Raw genomic sequence first — 24,914 nt, 5'->3', positions numbered from 1 at the left:
CCACGGTCCCGTTCCCCGCACCGACGGTGCCGCCGCACGCACCACATCCGCCAGGCACGCCGCGGAGCCGCCGGCTCCGCACCGGCCCCTTTCCGCGTCACGGCTCCACCCCCACCGTGTCCTCGGCCAGCGCTGCCGCCTGCGCGCTCAGCGTCAGGGTGAGTGGGCCGAGTCCCGGCGCCTGTGCGTCGACCCGTACCCGCCAGAGCTCCCCGGCCCGTTCCAGATCCACCCGCGCCCGGTCCGGCGCCGCCGAACGGGCGACTGCCAGTACCTGCGCCTCCGGTTCGGAGCGGGCCGCCGCCCGTGCCCCGGTTCTCGCCGCATCCACACACCGGATCTGCGCGGCGGCGGCCATCAGCGCCCAGACCAGGGCCAGGGCGAACAACAGCAGCACGGGAATCACCATGGCCGCCTCCGCCGTCACCGACCCCCGGTCACGGCCTTCCACGCCGTCCTTGCCCACGCCGTCCTTGCCCGCGCCGTCCTTGCCCGTACCGGTCCCGCCCCGGCTCCCGGAGCGCCGCCTCTCAGAACTTCGCATCGAGCGCGTCCTTGAGAAGGGACTGCAGCGCCGTCATCACGGGCGCACTGGTGACCACTTTGTAGAGCACCGCCGCGAATGCGCAGGCCGCGATCGTCCCCACCGCATATTCGGACGTCGTCATCCCACGGTCCGAGCGGGTTCGGCGCGCCATGCCCCGCATCCAGCCCCTGATTCGCTGTGCCATTTCAACCCCCGAGAATTGTTCTGTTTGAACCGAATAAACATTTACGGCAGCTTTTGTCTCACCCCGTGTGCAGCAATCCGGTCGCCAGACCGATGACCACGGGCGCCACCCCGACCGCCAGGAAGGCGGGCAGAAAGCAGAGCCCCACCGGTGCCGTGATCAGCACGCCGGCCCGCTGTGCGCGCGTCACAGCCGCAGTCGACCGTTCCGCCCGCATCGCCTCTGCCAGGCGGGAGACCGGTTCCGCTGCCGGAGCCCCGGTCGAGCCCGCCCGTTCCAGGCAGCGGGCCAGCGCGCAGGCGCCCGGTATGTCGCCGAACCTCCCCCAGGACACGGCTGGTTCACCGCCCAGCCGGATCTCCGCCGCCGTCCGCGCCAGCCGCTCGCCGACCGGACCGCCGAGCGACTCCCCCACCGCTTCCGCCGCCTCGCGCGGCCCGGCCCCGGCCGAGATGCAGGCCGCCAGCAGGTCGGCTGCCAGGGGGAGCTGCCGTACGGTCCCCGCCACTTCCGCGGTGGGCACGGCGAGCCGGCGCCCACGCCTCGTCCGCTGCCACCGCCACGTGCCGTACGCCGCAGCCAGTCCGGCAGCGCACCCCCACGGACCGCCGACGAGAATCCAGCCGGCCACCACAGCGCCCAGCGGCGCCGCCAGCTCCCCGGCCCGGCCCCCGGACACCGGCCGCCTGAACCGCGACCTCCCGGGGCCGACCGCCAGCAGCAACGCACCCCGACGGCGCACCGCCCCCTCCCGCCTCCGCCCGGCCAGGGCGAGAGCCGGAATTGCGGCCGCGCCCAACCCCACCCCCAGCAGCCCCATCCGGTGGACAAGGTCCACCACATCGCCGGTGACCCCGCTCATGGCGCCTCCCCCGCCCCTACGATGCGGCCGGCCCACAGGAGACCTGCCGTCTCCAGCAAGCCGCCCACCACCAGACAGGCCAGCCCGGCCGGACCATGCAGGAGCACCCGCAACGGATCGGCGCCGAGCGCTGCCCCCAGCCCCAGACCCAGCACCGGCAGCAGCGCCAGCACAGCCACCGTCGACCAGGCCCCCGCCAACTGCGCCCTGAGCTCCTCCCGCCGGCGCCGCTCGGCCCGCAACGCTCCCTCCAAGCGGTCCAGACCGGTCGCCAGCCCCGCCCCTCCGTCCACCGCCACCCGCCAGCACGCGGCCACCCCGGCGAGCCCCTCCAGACCAGGCTCAAGCGCCGCCTGCCCGAGCGCCGCCGGTACATCGCCACCGAACCGCGCGGCAGCCGACACCGCAGCCTCCGCGGCGCCCAACACTCCGGTGCCGCGCACAGCGACCAGCAGCGCCTGCCCCGGCTCGTGGCCGGCCCGCAGCTCACCCACCACCGCACCGCACAGCGCCACCACCGCGTCGGCCCGGTGCTCCCGTTCCCGTCGGCCGGCCCGCTTACGCAGCCACCGCCGTACCAACGGCACCGCCACCGCCCCCGCGACCACCGGCAGCACCGACTCCCCCAGCACGGCGACCACGAGCGCCACCGGCAGACAGCACCACTCCCGCCGCCCCCGGAACATCGCCCGGAACCACACCAGGGCCCGCTCCCGGATGCTCCGCGAAGACCGCTCACCCACCCCGTCGACGAACAACACCCTGGCCCGCCGCAGCCCTTGGTCCTGCCCCACCGCCAACCAGGCAGCCACCCCCGCACACACAGCCAGCGCATACGTCGCGTACCCCGGTGCCCCGGCCGCCGCCCCCGCCGCCGTCCCGCCGGTCACAGTGCACCTCCGATCAACGACCGCAGCCGATCCCAGCCCCGCTCCCGGACGAAACCGCCGGTGCCCCAGCGCAGCGCCGGCACCGTCACCACGAGCCCGGCCGCATCCCGCTCCAGCACATGCATCTCGGCGATTCTTCGCCGCCCGGCCCGGTCGCGTACGAGATGGACCACCACCGACAGCGCGGCCGCCAACTGGCTGTGCAGCGCCACCCGATCGAGACCGGCCGCCGTCCCGAGTGCCTCAAGACGGGCCGGGACATGCTCGGCGGCGTTCGCATGGACCGTGCCGCAGCCGCCCTCATGGCCCGTGTTCAGGGCGGCCAGCAGCACCGTCACCTCGGAACCGCGCACCTCCCCCACCACCAGCCGGTCCGGCCGCATCCGCAACGCCTGGCGCACCAGATCCTGCAGGGTCACCCGCCCCGCCCCCTCCTGGTTGGCGGGGCGCGATTCCAGGCGCACCACATGCGGGTGGTCCGGCCGCAGCTCCGCCGAGTCCTCGGCCAGGACGATCCGCTCCCGCTCCCCGACAGCGCCCAGCAGGCTCGACAGCAACGTGGTCTTCCCGGCACCCGTGCCGCCGCTGATCAGATACGAGACGCGGGCCTCCACCAGCGCCCGCAGCACCCGGTCCCCACCCGGCGGCACGGTTCCCGCCGCAACCAGCTCAGCCAGCGAGAAGGCCCTGGGACGCACCACCCGCAGCGACAGACACGTGGAGCCGACGGACACCGGCGGCAGCACCGCATGCATCCGGGTCCCGTCCGGCAGCCGTGCGTCCACCCAGGGACGGGCATCGTCCAGCCGCCGGCCTGCCACCGCCGCGAGCCGCTGCGCCAGCCTGCGCACGGCCGGAGCATCCCGAAAGGTCACCCCGGTGAGTTCGAGCCCGCCGCCCCGGTCCACCCACACCCGATCCGGCGCGGACACCAGCACGTCCGTCACCGCGGGATCGGCGAGCAGTGGTTCCAGCACCCCGGTGCCGACCAGCTCGCCACGCAACTCCTCTGCGGCGCCGAGCACTTCGGCATCGCCGAGCAGCCTGCCCTGGGCGCGCAGCGCGGCCGCCACCCCGGCCGGGGTCGGAGCGGCGCCGCTCTGCGCCAGCCGCTGCCGCACGGCGTCGAGCAGCGCGTCGGTCATGACGCACCTCCCCCGGCGACGCCTCCGGCGAGCGCCTGCTCCCAGAACGCCGTACAGAATCGGGCCAGCGGGCCGCGGGCGCTGCCGCCGGGCGGCCGGCCACCGTCCTGGGCGGCCAGCAGCCCCGGCTCCAGCGGGAGTTCACCGGCGAGCGGCAGCCCCAGCGCACGGGCCACCCAGTGCTCGTCCAGCCCTGCCGCATAGGGTCCGCGCGCCACCACCCGCAGGTCGCCCAGGACCATCGCGGTCATCGACGCCACCCGTTTCGCCGCGGCGACCGCACGCAGATCGCCGGGGACCACCAGCAGTCCGAGGTCCAGCTGGGCAAGCACCTCGGCCACCGACTCGTCGACCCGGCGCGGCAGATCGACGACCACCACCCCACCGAGCCTGCGCGCGGCCGCCAGCACCGCCTCCATGGCCGGGGGCGGAACGACCACCCAGTCGTCGCGGCCCCAGCTGAGCACCCGCAGCCCGTGCAGCGCGGGCAGTGACTCCTCCAGGGCGCCACCGCCCACCCGCCCTTTGGAATGGGCGAAATCCGGCCACCTCATACCCTCGGCCCGCTCGCCGCCGAGCAGCACATCGATGCCGCCGCCCAGCGGATCGCCGTCGATCAGCATGGTCCGCCGCCCACTTCTGGCCGCGGTCACGGCCAGCGCGCAGGCCAGCGTCGACGCTCCCGCGCCGCCCCGCCCGCCGATCACCCCGACGGTGAGCGCGGGCCGGCCCACGCCTTCCGCGGCATTGGCGATCTGATCGACGAGCCAGCTCTCCGCATCGGGCAGCCGCAGCACATATTCCGCCCCGATCTCCACGGCCTGCCGCCAGACGTCCGGGGCGTCCTGGTCGTGTCCTACGAGCATCACGCCCGGTCTGCGCGCGGCGCCACGGCATCGCGCAGCCGCGTCGTCTCCGACCAGGACCATCGGGGCCTGCTCCCAGCCGCTTCTGCCCTCGGGCAGCGCGTGGTGGACCTCCGGCTCCGCTCCGGCGGCCGCGCACAGCCGCAGCAGATCGTCGAGCAGTTCCACGTCCTCGGTCACGATCAGCGGTCCGCCGCGCCGCTCTTCGGCGGCCGGCAGACGATCCCGTGCGATGGATTCGGCCACGGTCTCCGCCCCCTTCTCACTGCACCTTCACCACGGTTTCGCAGTGATCTCGGAGCGTTCCGAGATCGGCGATATCCGGAACCCGCGGACTTCGCGGGTGGAATCACCGTGCAACGCCTCGGAAAATCGTGTGGATCTTGCTCAAAAACTGTGGACAACTCCACCGTTGTGAATATCTCCGTCACCCAAACCAGCGACTTCCGGAGAGCAGCCCTTCCGTTACACACTGTGACGAGTCACGGTGGTTCGAGAGCGCAGAAAAATGGGCCGTCACGGCCGAGAAGGAGGCAGAATGCTTGATTCCGAGCCCAAGAAAGGCATCCGGACATGCGACGACCCCCGCCGGGGGGGAGAGCGGGGGTCGTCCCCACGGCCGACTCGGGGGGGGAGGAGTCGGACCGGGTTAGCACGGTCGCGAACGATCCGTGACTTCCATGGTGTACCCGAGAGCCTTCTCAGGCAAACCCACGCGCCAGAGTTTACGCCGAATGGTGGGCCCCTATGCTCTGCCTTGTGGAAAACCACTCCTTGCCGCGCACAGCAGCCTTCTTTGACCTGGACAAGACGGTCATTGCGAAGTCTTCGACTCTGACCTTCAGCAAGTCCTTCTACCAAGGCGGACTGATCAACCGCCGTGCCGTACTGCGCACCGCGTACGCACAGTTCGTGTTCCTCGCCGGGGGCGCCGATCACGACCAGATGGAGCGGATGCGCGAATATCTCTCCGCACTCTGCAAGGGCTGGAACGTCCAGCAGGTGAAGGAGATCGTCGCCGAGACCCTGCACGACCTGATCGACCCGATCATCTACGACGAGGCGGCGACCCTCATCGAGGAGCACCACACCGCCGGACGCGATGTGGTCATCGTTTCCACCTCGGGCGCCGAGGTCGTCGAACCGATCGGCGAGCTCCTGGGCGCCGACCGGGTCGTCGCCACCCGAATGGTCGTCGGTGACGACGGCTGTTTCACCGGCGAGGTGGAGTACTACGCATACGGGCCGACGAAGGCCGAAGCCGTCAGGACGCTCGCCCTGTCGGAGGGATACGACCTCTCACGCTGTTACGCCTACAGCGATTCCGCGACCGACGTGCCGATGCTCGAGTCCGTCGGCCACCCGCACGCAGTGAACCCGGACCGTGCGCTGCGACGTGAAGCGACGCTCCGGGATTGGCCGATTCTCGTCTTCGACCGACCGGTCCGACTCAAGCAGCGGCTTCCCACGTTCTCCATCCCTCCCCGGCCGATGCTCGTCGCCGCGGCAGCGGTGGGTGCGGCAGCCATCACCGCGGGACTGGTCTGGTACACATCGCGCCGACGCGCGACCGCAACACCCGCCTGACACCCCGCGTCTGCAGCCACACGCCTACCCACACCAGCGCCCTGCGAGCCTTGCAACGCCGGACCCACGGCTCGGCACATACCGGACTCCGCCTCCGGAACTCGCCCCTGGGGTCCCACCCACTGAGCCCCGCCGTGCATGGCCGCTGTCCGGAGCCCACCTCCGGACAGCGGCCCGGACAGCGGCCCGGACAGCGGCCCGCAGAGCGTCGATCGGCTGCACCGCCCACCGGATCCCAGCGGCCGGCCAACCTGTCCGACCTGCCCTACTTGAACCTAAAAGTAAAGAATATGGCCAGCACTACCGCTTGCCCCGGCTCTGGAGTACAAAGGACTCAACGGCCCGCGAGACCAAGGACATCCGAAAGGATTACCTGTAACGCAGAGAAGGCCCCACGGACCGAAGCATGAAAACCGAGCACCCACGCGACGTCGACCCGTCGATTACGGGCCAGCCGCACCAGGGAACGGGCTGAGTTCCCGACCTGATGGGCAATTATCGAGGACGCATGGTAACTGGGTGGACGTGCCAGCGGCGGTACCGAGGACGGTACCGCCGCAACCCTTTCATCAGGCGTGAAATCGGCAGCCGAGCCCGAGAGTTGACGCGCAACGCGCCCGACGGCAGCTAGGCCGCGCCGCGCTGGAGCGCCTCACAGACCGCCGTCGACTCCCTGACCCCCAGCTCCACCGATCGCCCGCAGTGCGCAATCCAGGCAGCCATGCCGTGCGGCGTCCCTGACACATAACCCTCGAACGCCGCGAGGTAGGCCGCCCGCCCCTGCTCGGCATGGCCGACCTCGGCGGGGCAGATCGACTTCGGGTCGAGCCCGCTCCCGATCAGCACGATCCGCTCGGCGGTCCGCGCGACCAGCCCGTTGCACGAGCCGAAGGGTCGCAGCGCGAGCAGTTCGCCGTGCACGACCGCAGCCGTCACCAGCGCGGGCGCCGTGCTCCCCGCAAGGATCAGCCCGGAGAGACCTTCCAGCCTCCCGGCGACCTCGTCCGCGTCCGGCAGCGGCGCTTCGATCAGCGGCTCGTCCACCGGCTCGCCCGCCAGTCGCGGGCGGCCGACCGCGTCCTCGGGCGCGGCTCCGCCGGCCGCCACGAGATGCAGCCGGGCGAGAACCCGCAGCGGTGACTGCCGCCAGATGGAGAGCAGTTGGCCCGCTTCGGCGGTGAGCCGGAGGGCCGCTCCGATCACCTGCGACTCACTGTCACCACTGAAGTCGGTACGTCGGCGCACCTCCTCCAGATTCCAGTCGGCGCCGGAGAGTGCGGCGGAGCCGCGGGCGCCGCGCAGCGCCGCCTCCGCGGTGACCTCGTTGCTGCGGCGCCGCATGACGCGGTGACCGTAGACCCGGTCGACGGCCTTGCGTACGGAGTCCACCGCATCGGCGACCCCCGGCAGGGCGCCCAGGGTGGCAAGCGGATCTGGGGCAGGCGTACTCATAAGTAGCGAGGCTACGCGCCCCCTACACCCATACCGCCCCGGAGTGGCCTTCTTCACGAAGTTCGACAGCGGAACGCAGTTGGGCGGCTACCCTAGGTGAACATGAAGATCGCTTTCGTGGGGAAGGGCGGCAGCGGCAAGACCACGCTGTCCTCGCTCTTCATCCGCCACCTTGCCGCCAATGAAGCCCACGTCGTCGCGGTGGACGCCGACATCAACCAGCACCTGGGGGCCGCGCTCGGCCTCGACGAGGAGGAGGCGGCGGTGCTGCCTGCCATGGGTGCGCACCTCCCCCTGATCAAGGACTACCTGCGGGGCAGCAACCCCCGCATCGCCTCCACCGAAACGATGATCAAGACGACTCCGCCCGGCGAGGGCTCGCGGCTGCTGCGCGTCCGTGAGGACAACCCGGTCTACGACGCCTGTGCCCGCACGGTCGCCCTGGACGACGGGGACATCCGATTGATGGCCACCGGGCCGTTCACCGAATCGGATCTGGGGGTGGCGTGCTACCACTCCAAGGTCGGCGCGGTCGAGCTCTGCCTCAACCATCTCGTCGACGGCCCCGACGAGTATGTGGTCGTCGACATGACGGCGGGCTCGGACTCCTTCGCGTCCGGGATGTTCACCCGCTTCGACATGACGTTCCTGGTCGCCGAGCCGACCCGCAAGGGCGTCTCGGTCTACCGCCAGTACAAGGAGTACGCACGGGACTTCGGGGTCGCCCTGAAGGTCGTCGGAAACAAGGTGCAGGGCCAGGACGATCTGGACTTCCTGCGGGCCGAGGTCGGCGACGACCTGCTGGTGAGCGTCGGCCACTCCGACTGGGTGCGGGCGATGGAGAAGGGCCGGCCGGCTCGCTTCGAGCTGCTGGAGGCGGACAACCGGATGGCTCTGCAGGCCCTGCAGAACGCGGCAGAGGATTCGTACGAACAGCGCGACTGGGAGCGATACACGCGGCAGATGGTCCACTTCCATCTGAAGAACGCCGCGAGCTGGGGCAACGAAAAGACGGGCACCGATCTGGCTGCCCAGGTCGACCCCGCCTTCGTGCTCGACGAGCGGGTCGCTCATTCCGGCGCCGCCCAGCCCGCCTGAGGGGGTCGCAACACCTCACCGCTCGCCCCTGCCGCTTGACCACCCCGCCCCTGCTCCCCGACAGCCGGTCGCCCTCAGTTCGGCGACCGGCCGGGCGGCAAGGCTCGGCGCTCCGCAGGCATCCCGTCGGCCGCGCCGGGCGCGTGGGCCGTTCCGGAGGACCGTCGAAGGCAGGCCGCCCGGTGCGTCATGTGCGCGTGGTACTTCCTGCCGACCCCACGGAGGCGCGAGAACGGTTTCCAGCCGTCCTCGCCCGCACCGCCCCAGGAGAACACCACGCACTGCGGCGACTTCTGACCATGCGCCAGGCGCTTCGGCCGCGACTGCTCGGGCCGGCTCCCGGTGACGGCGGTGGAACCATCGCCGGGAGCCGGAAAGCGTTCTCGACGGCACCTCCGGGAGCGTTCCGCCTCGGCCCGGCAGCCCCTCTCCCGGCGCCCACCCCTGTACCACCCGAAGCAGCGGCCGAACCGCGGCCCGCGCCGACAGCCGAACCGAACCCGCCCGAAGCAGAGGACGAGCCGGAACCCGAGCAGCCGGCCGCTCCCATCGTCAAGCCACGACCGTGACGCCGTGACGCCCTGGGTGATCCTCTTCGTGGCAGCCACCATCGGCCCGCCATCTCCCTCTTCAGGTAGTTTGCGTGGAAAATACCGACACGGCGCGACCAAGATCACGCGGCCCTCGGCGGATCAGGGCGACAATTCATATGCAAAGCACCTTATTCACTTGAATGGGTGATCGAATGGACCATTTGACCTGAATCATGGACACAAATCTTTACTCTCCATTACGATTCATTTACTGAGCGTTGAGAAATCCCGCCGCTGCACGCCGTGACCCACGGCCGCGTCCCCCACATTCCGCGACCGCGCTGCCCCGGAGGAGACGGGAACATGTCTGCCTGCGTCCCCACTCGTCATGACCGCACATCCCGCAGTTCGCTGCCTTCCCGCGCCTCGGGAATCAAGCGACCTCACAGCCCGCCACCACCGCGCCCCCGCGGACGGTTCCGCATCACGGGCGCCGACCTTTCCGCATCGATCACTGTCTTCCTCATCGCCGTCCCGATGTCGCTCGGCCTGGCCGTCGCCATGGACGCCCCGCTGGAGGCCGGACTCATCTCCGCCGCGGTCGGCGGCATCGTCGCCGGGCTGGTCGGCGGCACGCCCCTCCAGGTCAGCGGTCCGTCCGCCGGACTGACGGTGGTCACAGCCGAGTTGATCCAGATCTACGGCTGGCGCACCACCTGCGCGATCACCATCGGCGCCGGGCTCCTGCAGATCCTGCTGGGCTCGTTGCGAGCGGCGCGCAGCGCTCTCGCCGTCAGCCCCGCCATCGTGCACGGCACCCTCGCCGGCATCGGCGTGGCCATCGCACTCGCCCAACTGCATATCGTGCTCGGCGGCTCACCGCAGAGTTCGGCCGTCGCCAACGTCCTGTCGTTGCCGGACCGATTGGAACGGCTGAGCCCCGCGGCGCCCTTGATCGGTGCGCTGACCATCGCCGTACTGGTGGTGTGGCCGCGGCTCCCCGGGCGCATCGGGAAACGGGTACGGCGGATTCCTGCGGCCCTCGTCTCGGTGGTGCTCGCGACGGCGGTGGCCGCGGTCGCGGCGCCCGGGATCGCCCGGGTCGATCTGCCCTCCTGGCGTTCGCACGCCCTGCCCGAACTGCCGCAGGGGCCCATGGCGGCCCTGGCCACCGCTGTGCTCACAGTGCTGCTGGTGGCCAGTCTCGAGTCGTTGCTCGCCGCGGTGGCCGTGGACAAGCTGACCGCCGACCGCGCCGGCGCGGTCACCACCGACTCGGCTCCTCGCGCCCCCGAGATCCCGCCCGCCACCACGGCCGCACCCGCCATGAGTACCGCTACCACCCCGCCGGTCCAGCGCTCCGACCTCGACCGGGAATTGCGCGGCCAGGGCATCGCCAACGTGCTGTCCGGGCTGCTCGGCGGTTTGCCGGTGTCAGGAGGCGCGGTGCGGAGTTCGGCGAATGTACGGGCCGGGGCCACAGGCCGCGCGGCCACCGTGCTGCACGGTGTCTGGGTGCTTCTGGCCGCCGGGCTGCTGGTCACGGCCCTGGAGTGGATCCCGCTGGCGGCGCTCGCCGCCCTGGTGATGATGGTCGGATTCCAGATGGTGAGTTTCGCCCACATCCGCAACGTCCACAGGCACCGCGAATTCCCGGCATACGCGGCGACGATCACCGGCGTGGTGCTCTTCGGCGTACTGAAGGGCGTGGCCATCGGGGTCGCCGTGGCCGTGGCCGTCGCGCTCCGCCGGCTGGCCCGCACCAGGATCACGGTGACCGATCAGAACGGTCAGCATCTGGTCATCGTGCGCGGGCAGTTGACGTTCCTGGCAGTGCCACGGCTCAGCCGGGCCCTCAGCCAGCTGCCGCAGGGCGGGGACGCAGTGGTCGAGTTGGACGGCTTCTTCATGGACCATGCGGCGTACGAGACGATTCAGGACTGGAGCAACGCCCAGACCGCCCAGGGCGCCCGGATCGTCTTCACCGGCAGATCAGGCGGCCGGATCGCCGAACCCGCCTCGGCGGCCCACTCCTGCTGCCGCCCCTGGACGCCGTGGCGCAACCACCACTGCCACGACCGGCCCGGGCAGCGCGCCGCCGGCACCACGGCCGGCGCCCTCCGGACCGCCGCCACCGGGGCCGCCTTCGACCCCGGCAAGCACCTCGCCGACGGCTCCGGCCAAGGCGCAGACGCAGCCACAGGCACAGACTCGGTGGCCGCCGAGTCCCGCGCCGACATCACTCCGGCGCCCCGTGCCACCGACGCCACCCCCCTCACCGACCCCACCGGCCGGCCCGAAGACCCCTTCGGGAGAGCCGCCGCTCCCCGCCTGACCGGGACGCACCGGCTGGTCAGCGGGCTCAGTTCGTTCCAGCGCAATACGGCTCCGTTGGTGCGCGACGAGCTCGCCCGGCTGGCCCGCGAGGGTCAGCGCCCCTCCCAGCTCTTCATCACCTGCGCGGACTCCCGCCTGGTCACCAGCATGATCACGGCCAGTGGCCCGGGTGATCTGTTCACCGTGCGGAACGTAGGCAATCTGGTCCCCCCGCCTGGGGCGGAGGCCGGTGACGACTCGGTGGGCGCCGCGATCGAGTACGCGGTGGACGTACTGAAGGTCGAGTCCATCACCGTCTGCGGTCACTCCGGCTGCGGCGCGATGCAGGCGTTGACGGGCGCGAAGCCGGACACCCCGCAGACGTCCCTGTGGCGCTGGCTGCGGCACGGTCTGCCGAGTCTGGAGCGGATGGCCTCCCGGCATCAGGCGTGGGCGCGGATCTCCGGGCGGCTCCCCGCCGATGCGGTGGAGCAGCTCTGCCTCACCAATGTCGTCCAGCAGCTGGACCATCTGCGGGCCCATGAGGCGGTGGCGCGGCGACTCGCCGAAGGCACGCTCCAGTTGCACGGGATGTACTTCCACGTCGGCGAGGCACAGGCGTACCTGCTGACCGAGGACGCGAGCGCCGGTACGGGGATGGACGAGGTCTTCGACCGGGTGGGCCCCGGTGACCCGTACAGCCACGTCGGCCCGTACGACACCATCACAGACCCCACCGGCCACGACAGGCTCGGCGAGTTCGTCGCCCGCGGGGACAGCACCGATCCGGTCGACCCGTCCGGTTCCGACGAGTTGGAACGTACGAGCGCCTGAACCACATACGCCTCGGGTCCGTGAGACCTTGTGATCATTCCTCATACACGAGAGCACAGGTCTAAACCAATTCCCGGCAGGCACTTGTCACCCGGCTCCTGGCCTGATGAGCTATGCCCTGGGACACAACGGACACCCTGGGAATGGGAGATGTCGTGAGCAACGAGAGCTTGGCCAATCTGCTTCGGGAAGATCGTCGGTTCGCACCCCCCGCCGATCTGGCCGCCGACGCCAACGTCACAGCCGAGGCGTACGCGCAGGCAGAGGCGGACCGGCTGGGCTTCTGGGCCGAGCAGGCCCGGCGCCTGACCTGGGCCACGGAGCCGACCGAGACGCTCGACTGGAGCAACCCGCCCTTTGCGAAGTGGTTCGCCGACGGCAAGCTGAACGTCGCGTACAACTGCGTGGACCGCCACGTCGAGGCGGGCCACGGCGACCGGGTCGCCATCCACTTCGAGGGTGAGCCGGGCGACAGCCGTGCGATCACCTACGCGGAGCTGAAGGACGAGGTCTCCCGCGCAGCCAACGCCCTCACCGAGCTCGGTGTCGGCAAGGGCGACCGGGTCGCCGTCTATCTGCCGATGATCCCCGAGGCCGCCGTCGCGATGCTGGCCTGCGCCCGCATCGGCGCCGCGCACTCGGTGGTCTTCGGCGGCTTCTCCGCCGACGCCATCGCCGCCCGTATCCAGGACGCGGACGCCAAGGTCGTCATCACGGCCGACGGTGGCTACCGCCGCGGCAAGCCGTCCGCGCTGAAGCCCGCCGTGGACGACGCCGTCTCCCGCATCGACGCCGTCGAGCACGTCCTCGTGGTGCGGCGCACCGGCCAGGACACCCCGTGGACCGAGGGCCGCGACGTCTGGTGGCACGAGATCACCGACCGCCAGTCCGCCGAGCACACCCCGGAGGCGTTCGACGCGGAGCAGCCGCTCTTCATCCTCTACACGTCGGGCACGACGGGTAAGCCGAAGGGCATCCTGCACACGTCCGGCGGATACCTCACACAGGCTGCGTACACGCACCACGCGGTCTTCGACCTCAAGCCGGAGACCGACGTCTACTGGTGCACCGCCGACATCGGCTGGGTGACCGGCCACTCGTACATCGTGTACGGACCGCTGGCCAACGGCGCGACGCAGGTGATGTACGAGGGCACGCCCGACACCCCCCACCAGGGGCGCTTCTGGGAGATCGTCCAGAAGTACGGCGTGACGATCCTCTACACCGCACCGACCGCGATCCGTACGTTCATGAAGTGGGGAGACGACATCCCCGCCAAGTTCGACCTGTCGTCGCTGCGGATCCTCGGTTCGGTCGGTGAGCCGATCAACCCCGAGGCGTGGATCTGGTACCGCAAGCACATCGGCGCCGACACGTGCCCGATCGTGGACACCTGGTGGCAGACCGAGACCGGCGCGATGATGATCTCGCCGCTTCCCGGTGTCACGGAGACCAAGCCGGGTTCGGCACAGCGGGCGCTGCCCGGTATCTCCGCCACCGTCGTCGACGACGAGGCCAACGAGGTTCCGAACGGCGGGGGCGGCTACCTCGTCCTCACCGAGCCGTGGCCGTCGATGCTCCGCACCATCTGGGGCGACGACCAGCGCTTCATCGACACCTACTGGTCGCGCTTCGCGGGCAAGTACTTCGCGGGCGACGGCGCCAAGAAGGACGAGGACGGCGACATCTGGCTGCTCGGCCGGGTCGACGACGTGATGCTCGTGTCCGGGCACAACATCTCGACCACCGAGGTCGAGTCAGCGCTCGTGTCGCACCCGTCGGTCGCCGAGGCCGCCGTGGTCGGCGCGGCCGACGAGACGACCGGCCAGGCCATCGTCGCGTTCGTGATACTGCGTGGCACGGCGTCCGCCTCCGACAGCCTCGTCGCCGATCTGCGCAACCACGTCGGTGCCACGCTCGGCCCGATCGCCAAGCCGAAGCGGATCCTGCCGGTCGCCGAGCTGCCGAAGACCCGATCCGGCAAGATCATGCGGCGTCTGCTGCGCGATGTCGCGGAGAACCGCGAGCTGGGCGATGTCACCACGCTCACCGACTCCTCGGTGATGGACCTCATCCAGACACAGCTGCCGTCGTCGTCCTCCGAGGACTGAGACGCGGCGTCCTCCGCGGACCGGGACATCGTCCTGCGCGGGGAGAGCCGCGGGACCGAGAGGTACGACCCCGAGGGGCATCCGGCGACGCGCCGGGTGCCCCTCGGGCATTTAGGGTGAAAAACACTGGATACGGCCCCGCACGCCCCAGGTACAGTGGCAGCTGCATCAACAACGCATCAAGAAATTTCCACAGGGTGTGCCGGGAAGTCTGGTCGGCAAGTGCATCAGCCATGCCATTGCTGCCGTACCGACCCGGAGGTCTTCACCCGTGGCCGCGCCCACCCCCGCACCCCGCTCCCCCCGCCGGACTTTCCTCGGGCGCCTGTCCCTTCCCGAGCGGAACTACCTCGCGGATGCCCTTCGCACCGAGACCGTCGGCGGGGTCATCCTGCTGGTCGCCGCCATCGCCTCGCTGGTCTGGGCAAACACCTTCGGCTCCAGTTACGGGACCATCAGCGACTTCCACCTCGGGCCGCACGCCCTGGGGCTGAACCTCTCCGTGGAGCACTGGGCGGCCGACGGGCTGCTCGCGATCTTCTTCTTCGTCGCGGGCGTCGAACTCAAGCGGGAACTTGTCGCGGGCGAACTCCGTGACCGCAAGGCGGCCGCCCTCCCGGTCATCGCCGCGCTGTGCGGAATGGCTGTGCCGGCCGTCGTCTACACACTGGTGAACGTGTTCGGCGGCGGTGACACGGGCGGCTGGGCGGTCCCCACCGCCACCGACATCGCCTTCGCACTGGCCGTCCTCGCGGTCATCGGCACCTCGCTGCCGTCCGCGCTCCGCGCCTTCCTGCTCACGCTCGCCGTCGTCGACGACCTCTGCGCAATCCTGATCATCGCCGTCTTCTTCACCGCGGACATCAACTTCCTGGCGCTCATCGGCGCCGTCGTCGGCCTAGCCGTCTTCTATCTGCTGCTGCACAAGAACGTGCGCGGCTGGTACGTCTACGTACCGCTCGCCCTGATCATCTGGGGCCTGATGTACAACAGCGGCGTCCACGCCACCATCGCCGGGGTCGCCATGGGCCTGATGCTGCGCTGCACCCGTCGTGAGGGCGAGGATCACTCCCCCGGCGAATACATCGAACACCTGATACGCCCGTTGTCGGCCGGTCTCGCCGTGCCCCTGTTCGCGCTCTTCTCGGCGGGGGTCTCACTCTCCGGTGACGCGCTGACGCAGGTCTTCGCCCGGCCCGAGACGCTCGGTGTCGTACTGGGGCTCGTCGTCGGCAAGACGGTGGGCATCTTCGGCGGTACATGGCTGGCCGCCCGCTTCACCAGGGCGGAGCTGAACGAGGACCTGGCCTGGGCGGACGTCCTCGCGGTCGCCTCGCTCGCCGGGATCGGCTTCACCGTCTCGCTGCTCATCGGCGAGCTGGCGTTCGAAGGGAACGCCGGCCTCACCAACGAGATCAAGGCCGCGGTGCTGATGGGTTCCCTGATCTCGGCCGTGATCGCCGGTGCAATGCTCAAACTCCGGGTACGCAGATACCGGGCGCTGTACGAGGCGGAGGAACTCGACGAGGACCAGGACGGCGTGCCCGACATCTACGAACAGGAGAATCCGGAGTACCACCTTCGGATGGCTGCGCTCTACGAGAAGAAGGCCGCGGAGCACCGCCGCCTTGCCGAACTGGCGGGGGCAGCGAGCAGCAAGCCGGACGGTCCGGCATGATCTGACACCAGATGTGTTGAGCTGGAGCAGAAGAGGGAGTCAGGGATGAGCGACCCCGGCAACTACGCGGGCAGCGCCGACCGCAGTCTCGGACAGCTGGTCGCCTCGGCGACGGCCGAGGTGTCCGCACTCGTGCACGACGAGATCGCCCTGGCCAAGGCCGAGGTGCGGCAGGACGTCAAGCGGGGTGCGACCGGCAGTGTGGCGTTCATCATCGCGGGTGTGCTGGTCCTCTTCGCGGTGCCGGTGCTGAGCTTTGCGGCGGCGTACGGAATCCACAACCTGGGGCTCGGGCTCGCCTGGTCGTTCCTGATCGTGGGCGTCGCCTTCATCCTGCTGGGAGCGCTGCTCGCCCTGTTCGCCATCGCCAAGTTCAAGAAGGTCAAGCCGCCGGAGAAGTCCATCGCGTCGGCCAAGCAGACGGCGGCCGTGCTGCAGGGCGTCAAGCCGCATCCGCGGCCCGCCGTCACGGCGGGCGCGAGCCTGCCGGCCGTCACCACCTCGGGCAGCACGCCGTCGGGCAAGGTCGTGGCGAAGGCTTCGGTCCAGGACGAGGCATCCGCTGTGGCACGCTCGTCCACATGACCGTCCCCGATTTCAGCGCATTCGGCCCGACAGGCCCCGGCTCCGGTTCCGGCTCGGCCGGACCCGTACGCCTCGACGGTCCCTGGACCCACCGCGACGTGGCGGCCAACGGTGCGCGCTTCCACATCGCCGAGCTGGGTGACGGGCCGCTGGTGCTGCTGCTCCACGGCTTCCCGCAGTTCTGGTGGACCTGGCGCCATCAGCTGACCGCGCTCGCCGGCGCCGGATTCCGAGCCGTCGCGATGGATCTGCGCGGAGTGGGCGGCAGCGACCGCACGCCGCGGGGTTACGACCCCGCCAACCTGGCCCTCGACATCACCGGCGTGATCCGTTCGCTCGGTGAGCCGGACGCGGCTCTGGTCGGCCACGACATGGGCGGCTACCTCGCCTGGACGGCCGCGGTGATGCGGCCGAAGCTGGTGCGCCGGCTGGTGGTCTCCTCGATGCCGCACCCGCGCCGCTGGCGGTCCTCCATGCTCTCCGACTTCGCGCAGTCCCGGGCGGGCTCGCACGTCTGGGGCTTCCAGCGGCCATGGGTTCCGGAGCGTCAGCTCGTCGCGGACGACGCGGCGTTGGTGGGCCGGCTGATCCGGGACTGGTCGGGACCGCACGCGACGGAGTTCCCCGACGACGCGGTGGTGGACGTATACCGGCGCGCGATGTGCATCCCGTCGACGGCGCACTGCTCGATCGAGCCGTACCGCTGGATGGTGCGGTCCATGGCACGTCCGGACGGCATCCAGTTCAACCGGAGGATGAAGCGCCCGGTGCGGGTGCCCACGCTGCATCTGCACGGATCGCTCGATCCGGCCGTCCGTACGCGGAGTTCGGCGGGGTCCGGCGAGTACGTCGAAGCACCCTACCGTTGGCGACTTTTCGACGGTCTGGGGCACTTCCCGCACGAGGAGGATCCGGACGGGTTCTCGACCGAACTCATCAACTGGCTCAAGGACCCTGAGCCGGACCGGTAGCCCGGGCAGCCGCGCGCGACGGGCTTCCGGGACGGCCGGGACGGTCACTCGGCGGAACCAACCGGTGGCTGGAAGAGCACAGTTGTCCGACGAACAGCCAATTGCCCGGCGCATAGGCCAATTGGCTGAGGCATCGGCGATTACCGACCATGAGGCACGGGCAGACGTCGGGGTATGGGCTGGACGCACGACTTCGGTGACGCAGCACGCAATCGTCGCTCGACCGCCACGGCGGATCCGGGCACTCATGAGGGGGACGGCCTCCAGGGCCGGGTGCACCGTGCGCATCTGCACGATCCCCGGCTGGGCATTCCCCGCATCCTCCGCCGCCGGGCCCGCTGGGTCTCGGCGCGACTGCGGCATCCCCGTGGATGACCCGCCCCTGACCCGATCACACGGTGGGGGCTGAATGCGGGGCGGCTGCCCCGCACTCTCTCGTCCTCCCGCCTCCTACAGCGCGCACCCCTGGCTGTCGACCTGCTGGTTGGCGGTGCGGCCGGCGGTGATGTCCTGGCGGATCTCGTCGGCCGTGAGGGCATAACCCGTGCGGGCGTCGTCCAGCGACTTGGCGAACACGACCCCGTACACCTTGCCGTCGGGCGTGAGCAGCGGGCCGCCGGAGTTGCCCTGGCGGATGGTCGCGTAGAGCGAGTACACATCGCGGCGGACCGTGCCCCGGTGGTAGATGTCCGGGCCGTTGGCCGCGATGCGGCCGCGGACACGTGCGGCACGCACGTCGTACGAGCCGTTCTCCGGGAAGCCCGCGACTATGGCGCTGTTCCCCGTCCGCGCGTCGTGGTCGGTGCCGGTGAACTTCAGCGGCGCCACGTCGAGGTCCGGGACGTCGAGTACGGCGATGTCGCGCTGCCAGTCGTAGAGGACGACCTTCGCGTCGTACAGCCGCCCCTGGCCGCCGATCTGGACGGTCGGCTCGTCGACGCCGCCGACGACGTGCGCGTTGGTCATCACCCGGCGGTCGGAGAAGACGAAGCCGGTGCCTTCGAGGACCTTGCCGCAGCTCGGGGCCGTACCGACGACCTTGACGATGGCCTGCTTGGCGCGTGCCGCGACGGGGCTGCTGACCAACGCCGGGTCCGGGGCCTGGACCTCGGTGATCGGCTCGTTGGCGAAGGGGCTGAAGACCTGCGGGAAGCCGTTCTGCGCGAGGACCGAGGAGAAGTCCGTGAACCAGGTGGAGGCCTGGGACGGCATCACCCGGGAGATGCCGAGCAGCACCGAGGAGCTGCGGACCTCCTTGCCCAGCGTCGGCAGTGACGTACCGGCGAGGGCGGAGCCGATCAGCCACGCCACCAGCAGCATCGCGACCACGTTGACCAGCGCGCCGCCGGTCGCGTCGAGTGCGCGAGCGGGTGACCACGTGATGTAGCGGCGGAGTTTGTTGCCGAGGTGCGTGGTGAAGGCCTGGCCGACCGAAGCGCACACGATCACGATGACGACCGCGACGACGGCCGCCGTCGAGGAAACCTCGGAGCCGTCGGTCAGCTGGTCCCACAGGACCGGGAGCAGATAGACGGCCACGAGGCCGCCGCCGAGAAAGCCGATCACCGACAGGATGCCGACGACGAAGCCCTGGCGGTAGCCGATCACTGCGAACCACACGGCGCCGGCCAGCAGCAGGATGTCCAGCACGTTCACCGTCTATTGCCCTCGCAGATTCGTCACCGGACCCGTTTCGTTCCGCTGGGACCGGGCAGGCCCGGGTGGGCCCGGCACGGGAGTCAGCCTGTCATGCGCGCCAGTCGAGCGGCACCTGTCTGGCCCTGTCCCATGGGCGCTCCCAGCCGGCGAAGTGCAGAATGCGGTCGATCACCCCGGCCGTGAAACCCCAGACCAGTGCGGATTCGACCAGAAATGCCGGGCCTCGGTGACCGCTGGGATGCCGGGTCGTCACCCGATTGGCCGGATCCGTGAGATCCGCCACGGGAACCGTGAAGACCCGGGCCGTCTCCGCCGGATCGACGACTCCGACCGGACTCGGCGCCCGCCACCACCCGAGGACCGGCGTCACCACGAAGCTGCTCACGGGGATGTAGAGCCGGGGCAGCACGCCGAAGAGCTGGACGCCGCGGGGATCGAGGCCGGTCTCCTCCTCGGCCTCCCGCAGAGCGGCCCTGAGCGGCCCCGTGGTCGCCTGGTCGCCGTCCTCCGGGTCCAGGGCGCCGCCGGGGAACGAGGGCTGCCCCGCGTGGGAACGCAGGGACCCGGAGCGCTCCATCAGGAGCAGCTCGGGGCCGCGCTCACCCTCGCCGAACAGGATGAGGACCGCGGACTGCCGTCCCGCACCGCTCTCGGGCGGCAGGAATCGGCTGAGCTGCAGGGGCTCGATGGTCCGTGCGGCGCGGGCGACGGGCTCGAGCCAGCCGGGCAGCCCCTCGGTCGTGACGACGACTGCCGCGTCACGACCCGCGTCCGTGGTGTCGGTGGCACCGGCGCGGTCCGGTTCGCACCTCTGGGCGTCGCGGCGCTCGGGCGCCTGCTCACGGGTCCGTACCTGTCCGTCTGCGCGTCGCTGCTCGTGGCCCTGCTCGTAAGGCTGCAGACGGCCCTCTGCGTGCCCCTGCGCCGAGCTCTGGTCGTGCGGTGCCCCGGAGGTCTCTGCGCGGCCCTCCGCACGGCCCTCCGGGCGGCCTTGGACGTGACTGCGGTCGTGGCTCTGTTCATGCGTCTTCATAGGCACCCCTCGTCGTCTCACAACGCCTGTCGCCGCGCATTTCGTTCCTGAGCGGGCGCCCTCGTCCATCGGCTGCCGCCGGCGTCACCCGGCTCCCAGCGCCGGCGCGGGCTTCCCGGGGTAGTCCGGCGGCGGGCTGAGCCGCTGGCCGGGCTGCCCGCCCATCTCGTACTTCAGGAGCTTGCGGGCCTTCTCCGGGTCGGTCTCGCCCTCGCCGTACGAGGGGCAGAGCGGGGCGATCGGACAGGCACCGCACGCGGGCTTGCGGGCGTGACAGATACGGCGGCCGTGGAAGACGACGCGGTGCGAGAGCATCGTCCACTCGCTCTTGGGGAAGATCGCGGCGATCTCCGCCTCGACCTTCTCCGGGTCCTCCTGTTCCGTCCACTTCCAGCGACGGACCAGCCGCCCGAAGTGGGTGTCGACCGTGATGCCGGGGACGCCGAAGGCATTGCCCAGGACGACATTGGCGGTCTTGCGGCCCACACCCGGCAGTGTGACCAGGTCCGCCAGCCGGCCCGGTACCTCGCCGCCGAAGTTGTCCCTGAGCGATGCGGAGAGCCCTATCAGCGACCTGGCCTTGGCGCGGAAGAAGCCGGTCGGCCGGATGATCTCCTCCAGCTCCTCCGGGACGGCCGCCGCCATGTCCTCGGGGGTGGGGTAGGCGGCGAAGAGCGCGGGGGTGGTCTGGTTGACCCTCAGGTCGGTGGTCTGGGCGGACAGGACCGTGGCGACGAGGAGCTCGAAGGGATTCCTGAAGTCCAGCTCCGGGTGGGCGTACGGGTAGACCTCGGCGAGCTCGCGGTTGATCCGGCGGGCACGGCGGACCATCGCGAGGTGGGATTCCGGCTTTCCGGGCTTCGCGTCCTTCACCGGCTTCTTCGCACTCCCCGCCACCGTCCGCTCCCCCCGCTTCACCGTTGGGCGTTTTGTCGCCTCTGCCGGGTGATTCGCACCCTGTTCGCCCACAGCGGAATTACGGCCTTCCGGCACCCCATCAGCCCCCTTGGCCTGCGCTCTCACCGGCGATTTGGACACCCGGCCAGCCTAGAGCCCGGCACTGACATCCGCCCCGGTCACCGCGGATCCGCCCCCAATCGGCCCCCTGCCGCACGGAGGGCCACGCCCGTGCGTCAAACTGGTTTGTGATTGATCGCACTGTTTTACCGTCCGGCATGATGGGGACCACGGTTCCCTGAACAGGCCGACAAGGAGAGAACTCGTGGACGACGTTCTGCGGCGCGCCCCGCTTTTCGCGGCGCTCGATGACGAACAGGCCGCGGAGCTCCGCGCCTCGATGAGTGAGGTGACCCTCGCACGCGGCGACGCGCTCTTCCACGAGGGCGACCAGGGCGACCGCCTGTACGTGGTCACCGAGGGCAAGGTGAAGCTCCACCGCACGTCCCCCGACGGACGCGAGAACATGCTCGCGGTCCTCGGCCCCGGTGAGCTGATCGGTGAGCTGTCGCTCTTCGACCCGGGCCCGCGCACCGCCACCGCGACGGCGCTCACCGAGGTCAAGCTCCTCGGCCTCGGTCACGGCGACCTGCAGCCCTGGCTGAACGTCCGCCCCGAGGTCGCCACGGCGCTGCTGCGTGCCGTCGCCCGCCGCCTGCGCAAGACCAACGACCAGATGTCCGACCTGGTCTTCTCCGACGTACCGGGCCGTGTCGCCCGCGCCCTCCTCGACCTGTCGCGCCGGTTCGGCGTCCAGTCGGAGGAAGGCATCCACGTCGTCCACGACCTGACCCAGGAAGAGCTGGCCCAGCTGGTCGGCGCCTCCCGCGAGACGGTCAACAAGGCGCTCGCGGACTTCGCGGGCCGCGGCTGGCTGCGCTTGGAGGCGCGTGCCGTGATCCTGCTGGACGTGGAGCGCCTGGCGAAGCGTTCGCGCTGACCGCGGACGCCGCCTCGTAGCGACGTGGAGGGTCCCGCCGTCCGGCGGGACCCTCCACCTGTATCCGCCCGTGACCACGCCTGCGGGCGTCCACGCGTCGCCTCGCGTCAGATCAGCCCGTGCTCGCCCAGATACTCCAGCTGGGCCAGCACGGAGAGCTGCGCCGCCGGCCAGAGCGAGCGGTCCACATCGGCATACACCTGGGCCACCACCTCGGACGCCGTACGGTGCCCGGCCTCCACCGCCGTCTCCACCTGCGCCAGCCGGTGCGCGCGGTGTGCGAGGTAGAACTCGACCGCGCCCTGGGCGTCGTCCAGCACCGGTCCGTGCCCCGGCAGCACCGTGTGCACCCCGTCGTCGACCGTCAGCGAGCGCAGCCGGCGCAGCGAGTCGAGGTAGTCGCCGAGCCGCCCGTCCGGGTGCGCGACGACCGTCGTGCCGCGCCCCAGGACGGTGTCCCCCGTCAGCACCGCCCGGTCGGCGGGCAGATGGAAGGAGAGCGAGTCCGCGGTGTGCCCCGGGGTCGGGACGACGTGCATCTCCAGACCGCCGGCCGTGATGACGTCGCCCGGGGACAGGCCCTCGTCACCGAGGCGCAGCGCCGGGTCCAGCGCCCGCACTTTCGTTCGGGTCAGCTCGGCGAAGCGCGCAGCGCCCTCCGCGTGGTCGGGGTGCCCGTGGGTGAGGAGGGTGAGCGCGATCCGCCGTCCCGCGCGCTCGGCGGTGTCGATGACGGCCTGCAGATGGCCGTCGTCCAACGGGCCCGGGTCGATGACGACCGCGAGGTCGGAGTCCGGTTCGGCGACGATCCAGGTGTTGGTGCCGTCGAGGGTCATCGCCGAGGCGTTGGGCGCGAGGACGTTGACCGTACGAGTGGTGGCAGGACCGGAAAGGACTCCGCTGCGCGGCTGTCCGGGAAGAACCGCTGCCTCGCTCACCGGACCTCACCGCCCGCGCCGCCGGCCGGAATGTGTTTGGTGAACTCGTCGTGGCCCGGCCAGCTCAGTACCAACTCGTCGCCGTCGAGCCGGGCCTGTGCGAGCACCGGGGTGAGGTCCTGCGAGGACGCGGCCTTCAGGGCCTCGGCCGCGGTGGTGTACGGCCGCAGCTGCCGCAGCGTCGACACGGTCGGCGGCATCATCAGCAGCTCCCCCCTGTCGTACCCGTCGGCGGCGTCCGCGGGGGCGATCCACACCGTACGGTCGGCCTCCGTGGAGGCGTTGCGGGTGCGCTGGCCCTCGGGGAGCGCGGCGACGAAGAACCAGGTGTCGTAGCGGCGCGGCTCGAACTCGGGCGTGATCCAGCGCGCCCACGCCCCGAGCAGATCGGAGCGCAGGACCAGGCCGCGCCGGTCCAGGAACTCGGCGAAGGACAGCTCACGGGCGATCAGCGCCTCCCGGTCGGCCTCCCATTCGGCACCCGTGGTGTCGCCGACGACCGTGTCGGCGGTCGGCCCGGCGAGGAGGACGCCCGCCTCCTCGTACGTCTCGCGGACCGCCGCACAGACGACTGCCTGCGCCTCGGCCGCCGTACCGACACCGAGCCGCTCGGCCCAGCTCTCCAGCGCGGGGCCGGCCCAGCCGACGAGGCGGTCGTCGTCGCGCGGATCGACCCCGCCACCCGGATAGGCGTACGCACCTCCGGCAAAAGCCATGGAGGCGCGGCGGCGCAGCATGTGGACGGTGGGCAGGCCGCCGGCGTCAGCGGGGTCCCGGAGCAGCATCACGGTGGCGGCGCGCCGGGGAGTCGCGGCCGTCAGCTCGCCCGCGGCGAGCGCCCGGATCCGGTCGGGCCATTCCGGTGGGTACCACTGACCATTGGACATGGCCGGAGGCTATCCGGAACCGCGTCGATGTTCGAGGGGTGCCGGTCGCGCCACCCGCGATCCCTGATGATGCCGCCCGGTCGCCCCTCCACGGCCCGCCCGCGAACGCGCGATCCCGCCCGGTCGCATCGACCGGACGGGATCGCGGAGACACTCGTCCCACCGCTGAGGCGGCGGCTCAGGCCCCGGTCAGCTCGACCTGGACCTCGACCTCGACCGGTGCGTCCAGCGGCAGCACCGCGACGCCCACCGCGCTGCGCGCGTGCACGCCCTTGTCGCCGAGCACCGCGCCCAGCAGTTCGCTCGCACCGTTGATCACGGCGGGCTGTCCGGTGAAGTCGGCGGCCGAGGCGACGAAGCCCACGACCTTCACGACCCGCTTGATCCGGTCCAGGTCACCGGCGACCGATTTCACGGCGGCCAGCGCGTTGAGCGCGCAGGTCTTCGCCAACTCCTTGGCCTCGTCCGGCGTGACCTCGGCACCGACCTTGCCGGTGACCGAGAGCTTGCCCTCCACCATGGGCAGCTGGCCCGATGTGTACACATATACGCCGGACTGGACGGCCGGCTGGTACGAGGCCAGCGGCGGCACGACGTCCGGCAGCGTCAGCCCGAGCTCGGCGAGCTTCGCCTCGACGGTGCCCGCCACTACGCCTTCTCCCGCTTCAGGTAGGCCACGAGCTGCTCGGGGTTGTTCGGGCCGGGAACGACCTGGACCAGCTCCCAGCCGTCCTCGCCCCAGGTGTCCAGAATCTGCTTGGTCGCGTGCACGAGAAGCGGCACGGTCGCGTATTCCCACTTGGTCATGGGCCGACTGTAATGCCTGGCACGTACGGCCTCG

Annotated in this window: 23 protein-coding genes; 9 read left to right on the top strand and 14 right to left on the bottom strand. The window is 70.8% G+C overall.

All coding sequences use genetic code 11. The features are described from left to right. Positions 1-97: 97 nt before the first annotated feature. From OG878_RS22085 to ssd, 6 genes are read right to left on the bottom strand one after another with little or no spacing between them, the layout of a single operon-like run. A complete protein-coding gene (locus OG878_RS22085; RefSeq protein ID WP_443049143.1) occupies positions 98-544 on the bottom strand; it encodes a TadE family type IV pilus minor pilin in 447 nt (148 codons plus the stop codon). Beyond that, positions 531-731: a DUF4244 domain-containing protein gene (locus OG878_RS22080; protein ID WP_328888379.1), complete on the bottom strand. Its 201-nt coding sequence runs from the start codon at positions 729-731 to the stop codon at positions 531-533. Before OG878_RS22080 ends, OG878_RS22085 begins: the two co-directional genes overlap by 14 nt. Positions 732-789: 58 nt before the next feature. Then, on the bottom strand, positions 790-1,593 hold the full coding sequence (locus OG878_RS22075) for a type II secretion system F family protein (protein ID WP_328888378.1): 804 nt from the start codon (positions 1,591-1,593) through the stop codon (positions 790-792). Beyond that, a complete protein-coding gene (locus OG878_RS22070; protein ID WP_328888377.1) occupies positions 1,590-2,483 on the bottom strand; it encodes a type II secretion system F family protein in 894 nt (297 codons plus the stop codon). The genes OG878_RS22075 and OG878_RS22070 overlap by 4 nt, the downstream gene beginning before the upstream one ends. Then, positions 2,480-3,628 (bottom strand): TadA family conjugal transfer-associated ATPase, encoded by a 1,149-nt coding sequence (locus tag OG878_RS22065; RefSeq protein WP_328888376.1) that lies wholly within the window; start codon positions 3,626-3,628, stop codon positions 2,480-2,482. Before OG878_RS22065 ends, OG878_RS22070 begins: the two co-directional genes overlap by 4 nt. Then, complete coding sequence (gene ssd / locus OG878_RS22060; RefSeq protein ID WP_328888375.1) at positions 3,625-4,740, bottom strand: septum site-determining protein Ssd; 1,116 nt, start codon at positions 4,738-4,740, stop codon at positions 3,625-3,627. Before ssd ends, OG878_RS22065 begins: the two co-directional genes overlap by 4 nt. 501 nt (positions 4,741-5,241) lie before the next feature. Between ssd and OG878_RS22055 the strand changes: the two genes are divergently transcribed. Continuing rightward, entirely contained in the window at positions 5,242-6,081 is an 840-nt protein-coding gene (locus OG878_RS22055) for an HAD family hydrolase (RefSeq protein ID WP_328888374.1), read from the top strand. Positions 6,082-6,708: 627 nt separating this feature from the next. Here the strand turns inward: OG878_RS22055 and OG878_RS22050 are convergent. Then, a complete protein-coding gene (locus tag OG878_RS22050; RefSeq protein WP_328888373.1) occupies positions 6,709-7,533 on the bottom strand; it encodes an oxidoreductase in 825 nt (274 codons plus the stop codon). A gap of 102 nt (positions 7,534-7,635) precedes the next feature. Here OG878_RS22050 and OG878_RS22045 point away from each other — a divergent pair, with 102 nt between their 5' ends. From OG878_RS22045 to OG878_RS22015, 7 genes are all read left to right on the top strand, one after another. After that, entirely contained in the window at positions 7,636-8,631 is a 996-nt protein-coding gene (locus tag OG878_RS22045; RefSeq protein WP_328888372.1) for an ATP-binding protein, read from the top strand. Between the two features lie 896 nt (positions 8,632-9,527). Continuing rightward, positions 9,528-12,314: a SulP family inorganic anion transporter gene (locus OG878_RS22040; protein ID WP_328888371.1), complete on the top strand. Its 2,787-nt coding sequence runs from the start codon at positions 9,528-9,530 to the stop codon at positions 12,312-12,314. 113 nt (positions 12,315-12,427) lie between these two features. After that, the gene (gene acs, locus OG878_RS22035; RefSeq protein ID WP_328888370.1) at positions 12,428-14,425 is read left to right on the top strand and encodes an acetate--CoA ligase; all 1,998 of its coding nucleotides are present in this window, start codon (positions 12,428-12,430) and stop codon (positions 14,423-14,425) included. Positions 14,426-14,696: 271 nt separating this feature from the next. Then, positions 14,697-16,103 carry a Na+/H+ antiporter NhaA gene (nhaA, locus tag OG878_RS22030; protein ID WP_328888369.1) on the top strand — a complete coding sequence of 469 codons (1,407 nt, stop codon included), beginning with the start codon at positions 14,697-14,699 and terminating at the stop codon, positions 16,101-16,103. A gap of 45 nt (positions 16,104-16,148) precedes the next feature. Next, positions 16,149-16,688, top strand: a complete 540-nt coding sequence (locus OG878_RS22025) for a phage holin family protein (RefSeq protein WP_328888368.1) — start codon at positions 16,149-16,151, stop codon at positions 16,686-16,688. Then, positions 16,685-17,659, top strand: a complete 975-nt coding sequence (locus tag OG878_RS22020) for an alpha/beta fold hydrolase (RefSeq protein WP_328888367.1) — start codon at positions 16,685-16,687, stop codon at positions 17,657-17,659. The genes OG878_RS22025 and OG878_RS22020 overlap by 4 nt, the downstream gene beginning before the upstream one ends. Before the next feature lie 174 nt (positions 17,660-17,833). After that, entirely contained in the window at positions 17,834-18,034 is a 201-nt protein-coding gene (locus OG878_RS22015) for a hypothetical protein (RefSeq protein ID WP_328888366.1), read from the top strand. A 75-nt stretch (positions 18,035-18,109) separates the two neighbouring features. On the opposite strand, the gene OG878_RS22010 is transcribed toward OG878_RS22015, so the two are convergent. The 3 genes from OG878_RS22010 to nth all read right to left on the bottom strand — a co-directional run bounded on the left by OG878_RS22010 (position 18,110) and on the right by nth (position 21,269). Further along, positions 18,110-19,315, bottom strand: coding sequence for a MarP family serine protease (locus OG878_RS22010; RefSeq protein WP_328888365.1), 1,206 nt, complete (start codon positions 19,313-19,315; stop codon positions 18,110-18,112). A 91-nt stretch (positions 19,316-19,406) separates the two neighbouring features. After that, positions 19,407-20,219 carry an NUDIX hydrolase gene (locus OG878_RS22005; RefSeq protein WP_443049264.1) on the bottom strand — a complete coding sequence of 271 codons (813 nt, stop codon included), beginning with the start codon at positions 20,217-20,219 and terminating at the stop codon, positions 19,407-19,409. 216 nt (positions 20,220-20,435) lie between these two features. Further along, positions 20,436-21,269: an endonuclease III gene (nth, locus tag OG878_RS22000; RefSeq protein WP_443049142.1), complete on the bottom strand. Its 834-nt coding sequence runs from the start codon at positions 21,267-21,269 to the stop codon at positions 20,436-20,438. A 304-nt stretch (positions 21,270-21,573) separates the two neighbouring features. Here nth and OG878_RS21995 point away from each other — a divergent pair, with 304 nt between their 5' ends. Beyond that, entirely contained in the window at positions 21,574-22,248 is a 675-nt protein-coding gene (locus OG878_RS21995; RefSeq protein ID WP_030972192.1) for a Crp/Fnr family transcriptional regulator, read from the top strand. 107 nt (positions 22,249-22,355) lie between these two features. Here the strand turns inward: OG878_RS21995 and OG878_RS21990 are convergent, their stop codons facing one another. The 4 genes from OG878_RS21990 to OG878_RS21975 form a co-directional block, all read right to left on the bottom strand. Continuing rightward, complete coding sequence (locus OG878_RS21990; protein ID WP_328888362.1) at positions 22,356-23,186, bottom strand: MBL fold metallo-hydrolase; 831 nt, start codon at positions 23,184-23,186, stop codon at positions 22,356-22,358. Then, positions 23,183-24,073 (bottom strand): NUDIX hydrolase, encoded by an 891-nt coding sequence (locus tag OG878_RS21985; protein ID WP_328888361.1) that lies wholly within the window; start codon positions 24,071-24,073, stop codon positions 23,183-23,185. The genes OG878_RS21990 and OG878_RS21985 overlap by 4 nt, the downstream gene beginning before the upstream one ends. 178 nt (positions 24,074-24,251) lie before the next feature. After that, positions 24,252-24,722, bottom strand: a complete 471-nt coding sequence (locus tag OG878_RS21980; RefSeq protein ID WP_328888360.1) for a RidA family protein — start codon at positions 24,720-24,722, stop codon at positions 24,252-24,254. Further along, entirely contained in the window at positions 24,722-24,880 is a 159-nt protein-coding gene (locus OG878_RS21975) for a DUF4177 domain-containing protein (protein ID WP_003967454.1), read from the bottom strand. Before OG878_RS21975 ends, OG878_RS21980 begins: the two co-directional genes overlap by 1 nt. Positions 24,881-24,914 lie beyond the last annotated feature (34 nt).

Origin of the sequence: Streptomyces sp. NBC_00316, assembly GCF_036158715.1 — a bacterium.
Classification (GTDB): Bacteria; Actinomycetota; Actinomycetes; order Streptomycetales; family Streptomycetaceae; genus Streptomyces.
This window is presented reverse-complemented; position numbering and strand designations above follow the sequence as displayed.

Coding starts and splice junctions, on each gene's coding strand:
- OG878_RS22085 (WP_443049143.1), bottom strand. CDS start 544: ATGCGAAGTTCTGAGAGGCGGCGCTCCGGGAGCCGGGGCGGGACCGGT.
- OG878_RS22080 (WP_328888379.1), bottom strand. CDS start 731: ATGGCACAGCGAATCAGGGGCTGGATGCGGGGCATGGCGCGCCGAACC.
- OG878_RS22075 (WP_328888378.1), bottom strand. CDS start 1,593: ATGAGCGGGGTCACCGGCGATGTGGTGGACCTTGTCCACCGGATGGGG.
- OG878_RS22065 (WP_328888376.1), bottom strand. CDS start 3,628: ATGACCGACGCGCTGCTCGACGCCGTGCGGCAGCGGCTGGCGCAGAGC.
- OG878_RS22055 (WP_328888374.1), top strand. CDS start 5,242: ATGCTCTGCCTTGTGGAAAACCACTCCTTGCCGCGCACAGCAGCCTTC.
- OG878_RS22050 (WP_328888373.1), bottom strand. CDS start 7,533: ATGAGTACGCCTGCCCCAGATCCGCTTGCCACCCTGGGCGCCCTGCCG.
- OG878_RS22045 (WP_328888372.1), top strand. CDS start 7,636: ATGAAGATCGCTTTCGTGGGGAAGGGCGGCAGCGGCAAGACCACGCTG.
- OG878_RS22040 (WP_328888371.1), top strand. CDS start 9,528: ATGTCTGCCTGCGTCCCCACTCGTCATGACCGCACATCCCGCAGTTCG.
- acs (WP_328888370.1), top strand. CDS start 12,428: ATGCCCTGGGACACAACGGACACCCTGGGAATGGGAGATGTCGTGAGC.
- OG878_RS22025 (WP_328888368.1), top strand. CDS start 16,149: ATGAGCGACCCCGGCAACTACGCGGGCAGCGCCGACCGCAGTCTCGGA.
- OG878_RS22020 (WP_328888367.1), top strand. CDS start 16,685: ATGACCGTCCCCGATTTCAGCGCATTCGGCCCGACAGGCCCCGGCTCC.
- OG878_RS22015 (WP_328888366.1), top strand. CDS start 17,834: ATGGGCTGGACGCACGACTTCGGTGACGCAGCACGCAATCGTCGCTCG.
- OG878_RS21985 (WP_328888361.1), bottom strand. CDS start 24,073: ATGTCCAATGGTCAGTGGTACCCACCGGAATGGCCCGACCGGATCCGG.
- OG878_RS21975 (WP_003967454.1), bottom strand. CDS start 24,880: ATGACCAAGTGGGAATACGCGACCGTGCCGCTTCTCGTGCACGCGACC.